The following is a 15,268-nucleotide window of genomic DNA, read 5'->3' on the forward strand; positions in this document are numbered from 1 at the left end:
TTCTACAGCAAGGCCGCCGACGGCACCTGGCAGCGCGTCGCCTCCCTCGGCGACCTGCCGACGGACGCCGCCGACGTCGGCAACGTGACCTTCGCTGCCTCCGCGGACGGCTCGCGCTACTACGCGATCGACCAGTCCCCGGCCGTCATGGCGAGCGACCCGGACACCGGCCTCAAGGGCATCTACGTCTCCAAGTCCGTTTCCCCGTTCGGCCCGTGGACCCAGATCGCGGACAAGGACAAGCTCAAGAACTCCGGCTCAGCCCTCCAGGACGAGGGATACCAGCCCGGCATCCAGGCCTGGTACAACCAGTTCCTCCAGGTCGACCCGGCCAACCCGGACCACGTCTACGCCGGTCTCGAAGAGGTCTTCGAGACCACCGACGGCGGTTCCAAGTGGGCCACCGTCGGGCCGTACTGGAACAACGGCTTCCCGTGCTGGAGCATCGACCCGGCCAAGCAGACCGGCGACTGCTCGCCCACCACCCACTCCGACCAGCATGCCGTCGCCTTCGGCAGCTACCAGGGCAAGGTCAACGTCTATGTCGGCAACGACGGCGGCATCTACCGTCGTCCCGGCAACGGCCAGCTGGACGCGTACGGGCACGCCAAGGACTGGACGCCGCTCAACGACGGCACCATCGACACCCTCCAGTACTACTCGGTCGGCGTCGGCAAGGACCCGGCGGACCGCTCCGGGCGGGGCGTGATCGTCAGCGGTGGTCTCCAGGACAACGGCGAGTCGATCCTGCGGGCCCACGACAAGGTGATGGGCTCCAACTTCGGCGGCGACGGCGCCGACACGATCGTGGACCCGGCCAACGGTTGCAACATCGCCGAGGAGTACGTCTACCTCGACATCTGGGTCACCCAGAACTGTGCCGCCAACGACGGAAGTTGGACGAAGGATCCGAGCAAGGCCACCTCCTACGAGGTCGCCCCGCCGGACAAGGACACCAGCGCCGCCCGCTTCATCGCGCCGATCACCGCCGACCCGAAGGACGGCAACACCTGGATCGCCGGGGGCCAGCACGTCTGGGTGCAGCACAAGGGCTATGCGATCCGCAGCGGCAGCGAGTGGACCAGCGCCTACGACCTGGGTGCCGGCCACGTCGCCACGGCGGTGGCGACCGTCAACGGCACGGTGTACGCGGGCTGGTGCGGCCCGTGCAACAACGTCGGCTTCAGCCGCGGGATCGCGGTCGGCAAGACCGACGGCACCGGCTGGCACCAGCTCAACCTGCCGGTCGACGGCACCCTGCCGAACCGCTACATCTCCTCCTTCGCGGTCGACGAGAACGACGCCCAGCACGTCTTCGTCGCCTTCAACGGCTTCTCGCGGACCTGGACCGAGGGCCCGGGCGCGGGCGTCGGCCACCTCTTCGAGACCCATGACGGCGGCACCACCTGGACCGACGTCTCGGCCAATCTGCCGGACGTCCCCGCCACCTCGGTGAAGATCCTGCCGAATGGCGGGCTGGCCCTCGGCTCCGACCTCGCCGCCTTCTACCGGGCGCCCGGCGAGACCGACTTCCGGGTGCTGGGCCGCAACCTGCCCACCACCGCGGTGCAGCAGCTGAAGACCGGCCCGGACAGCAAGCTCTACGCCGCCACCTTCGGGCGCGGCATCTGGTCCTTCGACCTGCGCCGCCTCGGCCACGGCCGCTACGACGAGACGGACGGCTGACTGATCGGTCCGCCTGTTGCGGGTTCGCCGCCTGGCACCTGCCGCCGCTGCCCGGTCCGCTCCGTACGAGCGGGCCGGGCAGCGGCGTCGCGTCCGAAGGATGCGACGCAGTGGGTGAGACGGGCGTACTCCTAGAGGTCACATGGGTTCATGCGGGAGCCAGCCTCCAGAGCGAGGTGACCTCGGCGGCGCGGGCGGCACGGAGGAGGGGGTCCGCCCGGTCGGGGGCGGTGGCCCGAGGGTGGCGGGGGACGGTGTCGAGGCGCCCGGTGACCCGCAGCCCGGCTCCGGAAACGGCGTCGAGCAGGTCGGCGCGGGACCGCAGGCCGAGGTGTTCGGCGAGGTCGGAGAGGACGAGCCAGCCCTCGCCGCCGGGCAGCAGACGGCCGGCCAGGCCGTCGAGGAAGCCGTGGAGCATGCGGCTGTCCCGGTCGTAGACGCCCTCGTCGAGGGCGGAGCTCGGACGGCCTGGCAACCACGGGGGATTGCACACGACCAGGGCGGCTCGGCCGCGGCCGGGAGGGTAGAGGCCGGTGCCGGCGGTCTCGATGCGGTCGGCGAGACCGAGACGGTGGGCGTTGTCGCGGGCGCAGGCGAGGGCGCGCGGATTGGTGTCGGTGACCAGGACCTTGCGCAGGCCGCGCCGGGTGAGGAGCGCGGCGAGCACTCCCGTGCCCGTGCCGAGGTCGTAGGCAGTGGAGTGGGCTCCGGCAGCAGGTGGCAGCGGCGCCCGGGCGACGAGGTCGACGTACTCGCCGCGGACGGGGGAGAAGACCCCGTAGTGGGGGTGGATGCGGGCGCCGAGGGCCGGAACCTCGACGCCCCTGGTGCGCCACTGGTGGGCGCTGATCACACCGAGGAGCTCGCGAAGGGACACGATTCTGTTGTCAAGGAGCGGTCCGTAGGCCGCCAGGCAGGCCTCGCGGACGTCGGGCGCCCGATGGAGTCGGGCGCGATGATCCGCGCCGAGCGGTACCAGCAGCATCCCGAGGACGCGCGCGAGGCGGGCGCGCTCCCGTCGGTGCTGCCGGAAGGCCTCGGCCGGGGAGCCGGGGGCGGATCGGGGTCGGCGCCGCTCGGCGCGGCGGCGCATGGCGTGCAGGAGACGGAGTGCGCCGGGGTAGTCGCCCTGCCAGAGCAGGGCGGTGCCCTCGCAGGCCAACCGGTAGGCGGCCTCGGCGCGCAAGGTGTTGTCGGCCGCGATCAGGCGGCGTGGCGGGAGTGTGCCGTTCTCGCTGTGCCAGGGTGCGGGCAGGGCGGAGGTGGTGGGCAGGGTGACGATGCTGGGCCGGTGGGTGTCGGACACCGGGCCTCCTCGTGATCGAACGTGCAAGGGGGCACGAAGAGCACTTCGACGAGGAGGTGAGCAGCAGGCGCGTCGGACGGTGGCCCGCCGGTGCGGCGGGCGCGGGCGTCAGACCGGGTGCGGCTCACGCGTCGAAGCGCGAGCCGAGGTGTCACCGAGTACGAGGCCCGGTACGACGGCGAGCCGTATGCCACTGACCATCTGCGGGCCTCCCTTCCGAACCAGCTGGTCCTGCGTGGTTGTTCGTACGCTTTCACACAGAGTGGCTGGTCGGCAACCGATTTGTCACCGGCCCCCCCGGCCAGCCATGCGGAACGCGCTCCAGCACTCCCGCGCCGAACAGTTCGTACAGCGGCAGGCTCTCCAGGTGGACGTAGCCGATGTGGCAGTCGCAGACCGGCAACGGACAGGCACGCGGCCGCAGTCGGGCGCGATAGCTGCCGTCGTAGAGGTTGCCGAGGACGTCCCGCACGAAGTGGCAGCGGCGCACGGTGCCGTCGCCGTCCACCGACAGCACGGACTCCCCGGTGCGGCACGGGAGCCCTGCGCTGGGGTGGGCGTGTCGGCTGTAGTCGAAGTGCGGGTCGAGGGCGGTCCACTGCGCGGCCTCGGCGTCGGTGTAGCCGAGGCCCTCGGCGGCGTTGACCCACAGGTAGACGTCCTCGACGAGTTCGGCGCGCAACTGGCGGGCCTCGGCGAGGTGCTCGGGCCGGCCGACCACGCCGACGCTGTAACGCACACCGAGTGCGTCCAGCTCGCGGCACTTGGCGAGGAAGCGGTCGCGGGTGACCTGGCCGGGGTGGAAGGTGACCCAGAGGGCGAGGGCGTCGAGGTCTGCCTCGGCGAGCCAGCCCGTGCGGCAGCTGAGGTTGGTCTGGATCGCGACGCGGCGGACATGCGGCAGACGGCTCAGCTCGACCAGCGCGCGGCGGTACCAGGACCGCACCAGCCCCTCGCCCCACGGGGTGAACAGCAGCGACAGGGTGTCGCCGGTGCCCGCGCGCCCGGCGGCCCAGCCGGTGAAGCGCTCCAACGCGGCCCGGTCGGCCCTTAGTTGTTCGAGGCTGTCGCGCCGCTTGGCGAACGGGCAGTACGGGCAGTCGTAGTCGCAGGAGGCGAGCGGACCACGGTAGAGCAGGGTGAGGTCCCGCGCGCCGTTCTCCGGAAGTGGTGGGGCGGAAGGCATGCCGAGGAAGGTCATTTCGCCTCGTACGCCGCCATCAGGGCCCGGACCTCGGGCGAGAACAGCATCGGCCCGACGGCGTCCGAGTGCGCCAGCCCCTCCGGGCTGAGCCGCAGGAACTCCGCGTCGCCCTCGGCGAGCCAGCCGCGCTCGGCGAACTCGGCCAGCTCCACCGGGAAGTCCTCGGCCGGTGAACTGCAGAACCGGGCACGGTAGTCCGCCAAGGACATGCCCTCGGCCTGGAGCAGCGACTGCACCAGGTGGCGCCGGCGCGGCTCCGCGCCGCCCATCCAGTGGCCCACCTCGGCGCGGTGGAATTCCTCTGTGGTGACGTAGTCGTCGATGATGCCGCGCACCTCGGTGGCGTTCACCGCGTAGTCGAAGGAGTAGTGCAGCTGTGAGGTGTAGGAGCGGGCGCCGCAGCCCAGGCCGACCATGCCGTCGGTCTGGCAGGCGTACTCGCTCGCCCCGGCCTGCGGGGACGCGGCGCGGCGGAACATCCGCATCGACACCTGCCGGTAGCCGTGGGCGAGCAGGTGGTCGCGGCCGGCCCGGTAGAGCGCGAGCCGGCGCGCGTCCCAGGCGGACCGGCTCTCCTGCTCGCCGCGCCGGGCCAGGCCGGTCAGTGGGCGGACGTACAACGGGTAGAGGTACAGCTCCTCGGGCTGCCAGGCGAGGGCGGTGTCCAGCGAGCGGAGCCAGCTCGCCTCGGTCTGGCCGTCGATGCCGTAGATGAGGTCGATGTTGAGCACCGGGAACCCGGCCGCGCGGATCCGGCCGAGGGCGGCCTCCACCTCTGCCTGCTTCTGCGGGCGGACGGCGGAGCGCGCCTCGGCGTCGTCGAAGGACTGCACGCCCAGGCTCAGCCGGGTGGTGCCCCGGGTGGCCAGCACCTCCAGCCGGTCGGCGGTCGCGGTGGCGGGCGAGGCCTCCACCGAGAGCGGTATCGCCCGCAGGTCGGCGCCCATCCGCCGCTCGGCGATGTCGCACAGCCGCTCCAGCTCAGCGGCCGTCAGATAGGTCGGGGTGCCGCCGCCGAACGCGGCCAGCGCGAACCGCGCCCCCCCGGCCAGCGCCGCGCGCACCGCCGTGGCCTGGCGCTCCAGGGCGTCCAGATAGGCCGTGGTCAGGCCCTCGGGGTTGCCGATCCGGGTGAACAGGTTGCAGAAGCCGCAGCGGACCTCGCAGAACGGGATGTGCAAGTAGAGCGAGAGCGCGTGCTGCGCCTCGCCGGCCCACAGCTCGCGCAGCGGCGGGCGCTCGGGCAGCGGGCGGTAGGCCGTCTTGTGCGGGTACGCGTAGACGTACGACTGGTACGGCGAGTCCGGGCGCGGGGGTGCGGTGGTCATGCGCGCTCCTCGGAGGTCGCGGCGGCGTCCGCTGCTCGGGCGGGAAGGGTGAAGTCCGCGTACGGGACGGTCCAGACCACCTCGTGGCCGATCCGGTGCCCGGTGTAGCCGTCCTCGCCGTAGGCCGTGCCGTGGTCGGAGCAGACGATCGCGAAGCAGGGGCGGCGGGCGCTCATCGCCGCGAACAGCCGGCCGATGTGCGCGTCCACGTACTCCAGGGCGGCTGCGTGGCTGGCCCGGGAGTCCCCGTGCTCGCGGGTGGCACCGGGCAGGTGGAACCAGTTGGGCTGGTGCAGTGCCGAGACGTTCAGGAACAGGAACAACGGCTGGTCGGCGGGCTGTTCGGCGGCGACCCGCTCGGCCCGTGCGACCTGCTCCTCGAAGGACGTTGGCGAAGCCACGCCCAGCTCGGGCGCCCAGTGGCTCTCCTGGAAGAGACCGGGCAGCACGGAACCCAGCGGGCCTTGCTTGTTGAAGAACCCGACGCCGCCGATGCACACCGTGCGGTACCCGACCGCGGCCAGGGCCGTCGGCAGGTCAGTGGCGTCGAAGACCCAGGTGCGCGGGGCGGTGCTCTCGGAGCCGGCGAAGCGGGCCGCGAACAGGCGCGGGTGCGGGCCGTCCGGGGAGGCCGGGGTCGGCAGGAAACCGGCCAGGATCGCCTGGTGGGAGGCGTACGTGAAGCTGCCGGGCGCGTGCCGGCGCTCCCATCGGCCGTCGGGGAGGACGGCGGCGAGGTTCGGGATGCGGCCGGCGGCGGCCAGCTCCTCGGCGACGTCGAAGCGGAGCGTGTCGAGGGTGACGAGCAGGAGGTCATGGGTGCCCACGACGGCGTTCATGTCGGGGGCGGGGACGGCGGTCTGGTGGTTCATCGAACGGGTTCCGTGATCTGGTGGTCCGTCGCCGCGTGCGACGACGGGAAGAGGGCGGTGAGCGCGGCCAGCTGGGCGCCGTAGGTGTCGAGGCCCTCGGCGGGGCCGCCGGGCAGGCCGGTGAGGTTGGGGAGCAGGTCGCCGAAGGCGTTCACCTCGCCGACCAGGGCGCGCCGCCAGCTGGCCGTGGGCAGGACGTCGACGCCGACCATCGGCGATCCGGGAAAGCATGCCGCCGCGCGCTCGGCCGTCTCCAGCAGGGCCGGCCAGGCCGGACCTGCGGCCTCCCGGACCTGCTCGATGCTGCCCCGGGCGCCGCCGAGGTGCAGGTTGGTCATCGGCTGGGTGCTGGTGCGCACCACGGCGTGGGTGGCCCGGCCGGCGACCACCACGATCCGCAGGTCCGCCGAGCGCCCGGACTGCGAGGCCTTCGGGATCCACTGCTCGACGTGCAGCCCGTCCGGCGCCAGGCCGTCGACGATCGCGGCGACGTCCTGCTCGCTGCGGTAGCGGCGCACCCGCAGCGAGTTGTGCAACCGGCCGTCGGCCAGCTCCACCGAGGTGGTGGCCTGCAACTGGCCACGCGGCCCGAACTCCAGGGCCATCACCCCGGAGGCGGAGGAGCCGTGCGCGGGCTTGACGAAGACCCGGCGCAGGCCGGCCTCGGCGAGGCGCTCGCGCAGGTGCTCCCAGCCGGTGACCTCGCCGCCGAGCGCCCTGGGCACCGGCACCCCGGCCCCGGCCAGCAGCGCGTGCGCCCGCCGCTTGTCGAACATCACGGCGATCTCCTCCGGATGGCCGAGCAGCCGGACGCCGGGCCGGGCGGCCAGCCCGCGCAGCGCGGCCATGACCCCCGCGTACCAGACGGCCGTGCCCTCGACCCTGGTCGGTGCGTAGCCGGGACCGAGCGCCGGGCCGCGCAGCAGCCGGTCGACCTCCGGATCCTCGCCCGGCGACTCGATGCGCAGCAGACCGCCCTCGGGCAGCCGGAACCGGCCGCGCAGCACGTCCAGCCAGGGCAGGACGGCGGGCTCGGGCAGCCCGGCCGCTCGGGCCGCGGCCGAGAAGAGCGTCACCCGTCGGTGCCCCGGGTTGCCGAGGACGGTCAGCTGCACAGTCATCGTCTCCGTCACCCGGCTACTCGGCGACCGAGACGTAGCGGTCGTCCTCGTCGTCCATGTCGTCCCCCTCGGCTTCGCTGAGGTCGATCCCGACCCCGGGCAGGGACTCGCACAGACGCTCCTGCATCGCGTCGCTCAGGTAGTGGTGGTGCAGGTCGAGGGCACGCAGGTGGGTGAGCGGCTGGCCCTCCAACAGTGCGGCGGCGCCCTCGTCGGAGAGCACGCCCATGGAGAGGTCGAGCGACTCCAGCCGGGCGACCACCGGGGCGTGGGCGAGGGCGGCGGCGATCTCGTCCTGGAGTTCGCTGTTGGCCAGCCCGAGGTGGCGCAGCTTCGGCAGCCGGGAGCCGTCCAGGAACGGCGCCAGGTCGTCGATGTTCGCGTCACCGCCGTACTCGTCCACGCCGAGCCAGAGGTCCAGGCGCTCCAGCGCGGGCAGTTCGGAGCCGGCCACCGCGCGCACCACGGTGGCCGGCAGGCCGCCGGACTCGAAGCGCAGGCTGGTCAGCCGGTTGTGCCGCACCGGCTCCAGGGCGAGGTCCATTCCGCCGCGCACGGTCAGCGACCGCAGCTCGGGGAAGGCGTTCAGCAGCGGGGTGACGTCGTCCATCTCCAGCCAGGAGATCTCGCACTCGTCGAACGTCACCTCACCGAGGAACAGCGCCTCCAGGGCGGGCAGGCGCCGCGCCTCGGCCGTGATGGCCTCGACCGCGGTGCGCACGGACGTGTAGTCGTTCTGCCACCACGCGCCGATCACCACGGCGCGGACGCCGGCCGGGTCGACCTTCTCCAGGAAGGACTGCCAGAGCTGAACGAAGTCCTGCTTGGAGCCGTACCCCAGGGACAGCCGCCAGGCGACGGCGCCTGTGGCGGGCCGAGGCCGGGCGTCGTCGGGCGTGAACTCATGGATCGGCAGCTCGTGGAAGCGTTCGATGTGACGGGAGACGGCCATGGCGGATCCTGGTGGGTCGAGTGGTCGGGTGGGTGTGCGCGGGAGGTGACGGCTACTCGGCCACGGCCACGTAGCGCCACTGGTCGTCGGGCTTGCCGGGCTCGGAGAGGTCGATCTCGACCCCGGTCAGGGCCTGGCGCAGGCGCTGCTGCATCTCCTCGGTGAGGTAGTGGTGGTGCAGGTCGAGGGAGCGCAGGTGGGTGAGGGGCTGGCCCTCGAGCAGGGCGGTGGCGCCCTGGTCGGTCAGCACGCCCATGGAGAGGCTGAGCGATTCCAGCCGGGCGACGACGGGCGCGTGCGCCACGGCGGCCGCGATGTCGTCCTGGAACTCGCTGTTCTGGAGGCCGAGGTGGCGCAGCGCGGGGAAGCGGGTGCCGTCCAGGAACGGTGCGACGTCGGCCATCGTCGCGTCGCCGCCGTAGTTGTCCACCCCCAGCCAGAGCTCCAGCCGCTCCAGGGCCGGGAGGTCGCAGCCGGCCACCGAGCGCACGACCGATCCCGGCAGGCCGCCGGCCTCGAAGCGCAGTGCCTTGAGCGCCTCGTGTCGCAGCGGCTCCAGGGCCAGACCGCCCTTGCCGTCCCAGTCCTCCGAGGCGCCGCGCACCACCAGCTCGGCCAGCTGCGGGAAGGCCGTCAGCAGCGGCGTGATGTCGCACTGCTGGATCCAGGAGATCTCGCACTCCTCGTAGGTGATGTCGCCGACGAACAGCGCTCGCAGGGCGGGCAGCCGGTCGGCGGCGGCGGTGATCGCCTCCATCGGCTCCCGGAAGCTGTCCGGCTCCTCCGGGGCCCACTGCCCGATCACCAGGGCGGTGACCCGCTCCGTGTCGACGGCGCCGAGGAACTGCTCCCAGCGCTCGACGAACGTCGCCTCGGACTCGTAGTCGAGCTTGATCCTCCAGGCGGCCGAGGCCGCGTCCGGCAGCTGGACGGCGCCGGATCCGCCCTTCTCCTCGGCCTCCTCCAAGGCCTCCACGAAGTCGAAGACGGGGAGACCGTGGAACCGCTCGATGTGCTCGTTGACAGTCATTGCGCTGCTCCTCTGGGTCTGGGCCGAACAACTGTCTACCAGCCGGGACTGACAATCCGGTGGCCGGGTCGCCGCCCGGGCGCGTTGTCAGACCCTTGCTCTATGTTCGGGTCCTGGCTCCGGAGAGTGACCGCGGCAGGCGCGGCGGAGCCGTGGGTTCCGGTGTCCGCCGGGGTCCGGCCGTACGGCGAGGGAGGACTGATGTACCGCCAGGGCGATGTGCTGATCGTGCCGGTCGAGGAGAGCACGGTGCCGCCGCGGGTGGCCGAGCTGGCCGTGCAGCCCCGGGACGCGCGGGGCCGGATGGTGCTGGCACTCGGCGAGGTCACCGGGCACGCGCACGCCGTGGTCGGCCCCGGCGAGCTGCGCCGCGAGACCGGACCGTTCGGCGCGGGCTGGCTGCACCTGCCCGAGGGCGGCCGGGTGGTGCACGAGGAGCACGCGGCGATACCGCTGCCCAAGGGCTGGTACCGGGTGATCCGCCAACGCGAGTACGTGCCGGGCGCGGTGCGCGTGGTCGCGGACTGACGACCGCTCCGCCCGCCGGACGGGGTCGGCGGGCGGTGGGGGGACCAAGGCGGAGCGCGGCCGGGGCCGCGGCACGGAACGGGAACGGACGGCCGGGTGGGGAGCCCGGCCGGGAACGGAGCAGGGATGGAGACGGTGATCCACGACGGGGTCCACGGCGACCGGACGGAGGCGGGGGCGCTGCCCGGGTCGGCCGAGGTGACGGCCCGCTGGCGGGCGGCCGCAGCGGCCACCGGGGCGGGCGACCGGGCGGCGGCCGAGCACGCTGTCCGGGCCGCCTACCGGGCGGCCGGGCTGCCCGGGCCCGCGGCGATCCGCTGGTTCGGCTCGCCGCTCGCCGCGACCGAGGCCGCGCTGGAGCTGCGGGCGGCCGGCGCGGAGAGCGTGCGCGAGGCCGTGCGCACCCGGCCCTGGGAGGAGGCCCGGCGACGGGCCGTCGAGCGGGTCGGCACCACCGGGTGGGCGGGCCACTGGGCGCTCACCGGCGGCGAGCTCGGCCCGGTCACCACCCCGCTCGCCGACCGGCTGCGCAACGCCGTGCTCGACCGGCTCGCCCCCGACGCCGACCGGGAGGCCGACGTCGCCGTGGCCGAGGAGGCCCGGGCCCGTCGCACCACCGTCCGGCTCGCCCTGCTGGACGCCGTGCGCGGCCAGCACGATGCGCCGTGGTTCGCCGCCTTCGAGGCCGCCGGGGCGAGTGCCGACGCCGTCGCACCGCTCGCCGAGCTGGCCCGGGAGGTCGGCTGGTGGTGGCCGTACCGGGAGGTGGCCCTGCTCAGTGAGCGGCCGACCACCCTGCATCGCGACGAGGCCGGACGGCTCGACCGGGCGGACGGGCCCGCCCTGGAGTACGCGGACGGCTTCGCCCTGCACGCCTGGCGCGGTATGCCCGTCCCGCCGGAGTTCCTGGCCGGCCTGGACGAGGTGACCGTCGAACGGATCCGCACCGAGGAGAACGCCGAGCTGCGCCGCGTCCTGCTGGAGCACTACGGCTACGAGCGCTACCTGGCCGACTCCGGCGCCGAGCCCATCCACCGGGACGAGACCGGTGTGCTCTGGCGGATCGTCCTGCCCGACGACGAGCCGGTGGTGATGGTCGAGGTGGTCAACTCCACCCCCGAGCCGGACGGAACCCACCGCACCTACTGGCTGCGCGTCCCCCCGAGCACCCGCACCGCGCGCGCCGGGGTCGCCTGGACCTTCGGCATACCCGAGAGCGCCTACCACCCGCAGCGCGAGACCTGATCGCAGGCTCCCTCCGGCACCCGGAGCAGGCCCCTGAGCTGCGCGTGTTGACCCTTACCCCACGTCAGGCCGCACGGTGGGGGCGCAGCGAACGCACGGACGATCGGAGGGACACATGAGCTGGTCGGTGGGCCAGGTCTCCGGCTTCGCCGGGGTCACGATCCGGACCCTGCACTACTACGACCGGTCCGGGCTGCTCTCGCCCAGTGAGCGCAGCCCGGCCGGGTACCGGCTCTACAACGGTGCGGACCTCGCCAGGCTCCAGCAGATCCTCTTCTACCGGGAGCTCGGCTTCCCACTCGACGAGATCGCCGACATCCTGGCGGATCCGCAGGCCAACGCGCTCGACCACCTGCTGGCGAGACGACAGGCCCTCGGCGAGCAGATCACCCGGTTGCAGAAGCTGGTCGACGTTGCCGAACGGGCCATCGAGGTCCAGCGCACCGGGGTCGAGTTGACTCCGGACGAGCGCTTCGAGGTCTTCGGGGACGTGGTCTTCGACCTCAGCTACGCGGCCGACGCCCACCTCAAGTGGGGCGAGCGGGACAGCCACCAGGAGGCCCTGGCCCGTGCCGCCACCCACTCCAAGGAGGACTGGCAGCAGCTGATGGCGGAGGCCGCCGAGTGGCGCGGCCGCTTGCTGGAGGCCTTCGGCGAGGGGCTGCCGGTCGACCACCCGACGGTGCTCGACCTCGCCGAGCAGCACCGGCAGCACATCACCCGGTGGTTCACGCCCTGCCCACCGGAGATGCACTGCCGGATCGCCGACGACTACGAGGCGGACGCCCGGGCCTTCGCCCTCGTCGTCCCGCCGGCCGAGCAGCGCCCGGGCCTGGCCGGCTACCTCCGTGCGGCCATCGGAGCCAACGCCGAGCGGCGCAACGAGAGCGACCTCGACGAGGTGGCCCGATGAGGATCCTCGTCATGGCCGCCGGATCCTACGGCGACGTCGCCCCCTACACCGGTCTCGGGGCGCGCCTGCGCCGCGGGGGGCACGAGGTCGCGCTCGCGGCGCCCGAGACCTTCCGCGAGCTGGTGGTCGGCAGCGGCCTCGACTTCCGCCCGCTCCCGGTCGATCCGCGCGGGGCGGGCACCGAGTCGACGGGTGGTCGCTCAGAACTGCTCGCCCGGGCCGCGGCGTTCATCGGGCAGCTGGGCGACGGGCTCGCGGACGCTGCGGCGCCCGGCGCCGATCTGCTCCTGCTGAGCACCACCACCGCGCCGCTGGGCTGGCACCTCGCGGAGGCGATGGACGCCCCCAGCATGGGGGTCTACCTGCAACCCACGCTGCCGACGAGGGAGTTCCCGCCGGTCGTCGGGGGCGGGCGCTCGCTGGGGAGCTGGGGCAACCGGGCGGCTGGGGCGATCGGCCAGCGGGTCGTCGACCGCCTGCACGCCGAGACCGCACGCCGGCTGCGGTCGCGGCTGGGCCTTCCGGCGCTCTCCCAGACCGCGCGCCGGCGGGCCGTGGAGCGGGCGCACTGGCCGGTGCTGCACGGTTTCAGCCCGACCGTCGTACCGCGCCCGGCCGACTGGCGGGAGGGGCTGCGGGTGGTCGGCAACTGGTGGCCGCACGTGGCGGAGGACTACTGCCTCCCGGCCGAGGTCGAGGACTTCCTGCAGGCCGGTCCGCCGCCGGTGTTCATCGGCTTCGGCAGCATGGCGGCGGGGCAGGGCGAGCGGCTGAGCGCCCTGGCGGCGGAGGCCCTGCGGCGGGCGGGCGTCCGGGGCGTGGTGCAGGCCGGCTGGGCCGGGATCGCCGGCGAGGGTGGCGACGTGCTGACGGTCGGCGAACTGCCGCACGCGCGGCTGTTTCCCCGTATGGCGGCCGTCGTGCACCACGCGGGTGCGGGCACGGCGGCCGCGACGCTGCGCGCGGGCGTGCCGAGCGTCCCGGTCCCGGTGACGGCCGATCAGCCGTTCTGGGCCGGTCGGCTCACCCGGCTCGGTGCCGCCACCGCTCCCGTCCGGTTCGCCGACCTCACCGCTGACCGGCTGGCGGAGGCCATCCGTCAGGCCGTCGAGCAGCGGCGGCTGCGGGACCGGGCGCAGGAGGCGGCCCGCGCGATGGCGAAGGAGGACGGTGCGGGCAGGGTCGCGGAGGCGGTGGTGGCATTGGGCCGGTAGCGGAGGCGGGGAACGGGCCACTGCGGGGGCCTCAGGCCAGGGCCCGCCCCAGCCGGTCGAGTACCACGGTGGTGCGCAGCTGCGGTGCCATGGGGGCACAGCTGTCGCCGGCGCCCTGCGCGGCGGTGAGGACGGTGTGGTGTTTCGGACCCCGGAGGAGGTGATGGAGCGGGTGTCTGGCCCGGGACGAGGGATTCGGTCTCGTAGCCGAGAACGAGGGCCGGACAGGTGACGAGGTGTGCCACATCGTCGCAGCGGAAGCAGCGGATGGTACGGGCGAGTTGCCGGAGGCCCTGGGGCGGGCGTCCGGTGCGGGCGTCGTGGAGGAAGCGGGTGTCGAAGATCCCGGCGCGAGGATGGGGTGGCGCTCGGGCCGACCCGGCGGAGTCAGCGGACAGGCGGGCAGTCCAATGTCCAGCAGTCGGTCGGTGGTCGCGGTGGTCGCGGTGGTTCTGATAGTCACGGCGGTCACGGTTCGGCCCGTTCCGGTCAGGCCCGCAGGCCGTGGCGCTTGGTGTACACCAGGTGGAAGACGAACAGCGGCGCGGCGATCACCGGCCAGCTCAGGTTCATGGCCGCCGGGGCGGCATCGACGGGCAGGAGGTACGCGCAGGCCAGTTGGGCGAGAGCGTTGAGCAGGCTGGCCGTGCCCCAGACCGCGGTGAGCACCCGGACACCGCGACGGAACGCCGGGTCCTGCTCCCAGCGCTCCTCCCAGGCGCGCAGCCCCTCCTCGCCCGCCTTGGCCCGCACGAAGGAACGGAAGACGACCATCAGAGCCGGGCGGCCGTAGCCGACGGATGCCAGCAGCCAGATTCCGAGGAGTCCGCCGAGCATGCCTGTCCAGGCCTCGCGGATCAGCAGGGTGCGTGCGTCGCCGGTGAGCGCGGAGAGGACCAGGCCGAGGGTGATCATGCTGAGGATCAGCAGGGCCAGGAAGTCGACGCGGCGGGTCCGTACCAGCCGTACCGTCACGGTGACGGCTGGTACGGCGGCTGACCAGAGCAGGGACCACCACTGGTCCACGCCCGCCGTGCGCAGCCCGTAGAAGACGGCGAGCGGCAGGCCGAGGTCGATCAGCAGGGGTAACAGGACGGCGGTTCGACGCGGGGCGGCGTGGAGGGTCACTTCGTCTCCACGTTCCTGGTGGCGAGGGTGAACAGGGTGACCAGCTCGCGCCCGTAGGCGCGGGCGTCGAAGTCGGCCCCGGCGGACAGCCGGTTGGCGGCCGCGTCGATCGAGGCGCGGATCGCGGTGGCCATCGCCTCGGCGTCGAACGGTCGGAAGTCACCGCTGAGCTGTCCGTCGTGCAGGTGCCGGACCAGCAGCGCCATGGGGGTGTCGAAGCCGGCCGAGCTGACCAGCGGGCTGCCGTCCTCCCGACGGGCGTTGGCGAGGACGTCCACCAGCGCCCGCACCTCGACCGGGCGCTCTGCCAGGAACTCCAGGTTCGCCTCGATGTAAGCGGCCAGCTGTGCGGCGGGCTCGGCGCGGGCGTGGATGCGGGGCTGCATGAAGGCCCGCGCCCCCTCCTGGACGGTGTCGACGAGGGCTTGGAAGAGATCCTCCTTGTCCTGGAAGTGATACGAGATCAGCCGCACGCTGGAGAGCTTCGCCCGCTTGGCGATTTGCGCGAACGAGGCCCGGGCGTAGCCGAGTTCGGCGACGGTCTCGATCGCGGCGGCGACGATCTGGGTGCGCCGGGCATCGGTGGTGAGGCTCCGGCCGGAGCCGTGGGCAGGCGTGGGACCGGCAGGGGCGGAGTCAGGATTTACTCGCATGAGTAAAAATTAACATGGGTCGGTAAAATCATGGCCGCAAAGAGCCCCGCCGCATCCGCGCCCGGATACGGCGGGGCTGATCCCCGGC

13 protein-coding genes and 1 pseudogene are annotated in these 15,268 nt (G+C 73.2%); 5 read left to right on the forward strand and 9 right to left on the reverse strand.

Going from position 1 to position 15,268, the window contains the following annotated elements; translation table 11 throughout:
- Positions 1–1,686: pseudogene (locus tag ACIRRH_RS20710) on the forward strand (glycosyl hydrolase); the annotation flags it as partial.
- 148 nt (positions 1,687–1,834) lie between these two features.
- Here the strand turns inward: ACIRRH_RS20710 and ACIRRH_RS20715 are convergent.
- From ACIRRH_RS20715 to ACIRRH_RS20745, 7 genes are all read right to left on the reverse strand, one after another.
- On the reverse strand, positions 1,835–2,992 hold the full coding sequence (locus ACIRRH_RS20715) for a methyltransferase (protein WP_403069229.1): 1,158 nt from the start codon (positions 2,990–2,992) through the stop codon (positions 1,835–1,837).
- Positions 2,993–3,245: 253 nt separating this feature from the next.
- Positions 3,246–4,178 carry an STM4011 family radical SAM protein gene (locus ACIRRH_RS20720; RefSeq protein ID WP_403069232.1) on the reverse strand — a complete coding sequence of 311 codons (933 nt, stop codon included), beginning with the start codon at positions 4,176–4,178 and terminating at the stop codon, positions 3,246–3,248.
- An 11-nt stretch (positions 4,179–4,189) separates the two neighbouring features.
- A complete protein-coding gene (locus ACIRRH_RS20725; RefSeq protein ID WP_403069234.1) occupies positions 4,190–5,524 on the reverse strand; it encodes an STM4012 family radical SAM protein in 1,335 nt (444 codons plus the stop codon).
- Positions 5,521–6,363, reverse strand: a complete 843-nt coding sequence (locus tag ACIRRH_RS20730; protein ID WP_403069870.1) for an STM4013/SEN3800 family hydrolase — start codon at positions 6,361–6,363, stop codon at positions 5,521–5,523. Before ACIRRH_RS20730 ends, ACIRRH_RS20725 begins: the two co-directional genes overlap by 4 nt.
- A 29-nt stretch (positions 6,364–6,392) precedes the next feature.
- Positions 6,393–7,517, reverse strand: a complete 1,125-nt coding sequence (locus ACIRRH_RS20735; RefSeq protein ID WP_403069236.1) for an STM4014 family protein — start codon at positions 7,515–7,517, stop codon at positions 6,393–6,395.
- A gap of 16 nt (positions 7,518–7,533) precedes the next feature.
- Complete coding sequence (locus tag ACIRRH_RS20740; RefSeq protein ID WP_403069239.1) at positions 7,534–8,469, reverse strand: STM4015 family protein; 936 nt, start codon at positions 8,467–8,469, stop codon at positions 7,534–7,536.
- A gap of 52 nt (positions 8,470–8,521) precedes the next feature.
- Positions 8,522–9,499, reverse strand: a complete 978-nt coding sequence (locus ACIRRH_RS20745; protein ID WP_403069242.1) for an STM4015 family protein — start codon at positions 9,497–9,499, stop codon at positions 8,522–8,524.
- 201 nt (positions 9,500–9,700) lie between these two features.
- Between ACIRRH_RS20745 and ACIRRH_RS20750 the strand changes: the two genes are divergently transcribed.
- The 4 genes from ACIRRH_RS20750 to ACIRRH_RS20765 all read left to right on the forward strand — a co-directional run bounded on the left by ACIRRH_RS20750 (position 9,701) and on the right by ACIRRH_RS20765 (position 13,399).
- Positions 9,701–10,027, forward strand: coding sequence for a hypothetical protein (locus tag ACIRRH_RS20750; RefSeq protein WP_403069244.1), 327 nt, complete (start codon positions 9,701–9,703; stop codon positions 10,025–10,027).
- A 126-nt stretch (positions 10,028–10,153) separates the two neighbouring features.
- On the forward strand, positions 10,154–11,272 hold the full coding sequence (locus tag ACIRRH_RS20755) for a DUF6745 domain-containing protein (RefSeq protein WP_403069247.1): 1,119 nt from the start codon (positions 10,154–10,156) through the stop codon (positions 11,270–11,272).
- 115 nt (positions 11,273–11,387) lie between these two features.
- Positions 11,388–12,185 (forward strand): MerR family transcriptional regulator, encoded by a 798-nt coding sequence (locus ACIRRH_RS20760; RefSeq protein ID WP_403069249.1) that lies wholly within the window; start codon positions 11,388–11,390, stop codon positions 12,183–12,185.
- Positions 12,182–13,399, forward strand: coding sequence for a glycosyltransferase (locus tag ACIRRH_RS20765; protein WP_403069252.1), 1,218 nt, complete (start codon positions 12,182–12,184; stop codon positions 13,397–13,399). The genes ACIRRH_RS20760 and ACIRRH_RS20765 overlap by 4 nt, the downstream gene beginning before the upstream one ends.
- 489 nt (positions 13,400–13,888) lie before the next feature.
- On the opposite strand, the gene ACIRRH_RS20770 is transcribed toward ACIRRH_RS20765, so the two are convergent.
- Together ACIRRH_RS20770 and ACIRRH_RS20775 are read right to left on the reverse strand one after the other, a co-directional pair.
- Positions 13,889–14,527: a VC0807 family protein gene (locus ACIRRH_RS20770; protein ID WP_403069255.1), complete on the reverse strand. Its 639-nt coding sequence runs from the start codon at positions 14,525–14,527 to the stop codon at positions 13,889–13,891.
- Positions 14,524–15,180 (reverse strand): TetR/AcrR family transcriptional regulator, encoded by a 657-nt coding sequence (locus tag ACIRRH_RS20775; protein WP_403069258.1) that lies wholly within the window; start codon positions 15,178–15,180, stop codon positions 14,524–14,526. Before ACIRRH_RS20775 ends, ACIRRH_RS20770 begins: the two co-directional genes overlap by 4 nt.
- Between the last annotated feature and the right edge of the window lie 88 nt (positions 15,181–15,268).

Origin of the sequence: Kitasatospora sp. NPDC101235 (assembly GCF_044767505.1) — a bacterium.
Lineage (GTDB): Bacteria > Actinomycetota > Actinomycetes > Streptomycetales > Streptomycetaceae > Kitasatospora.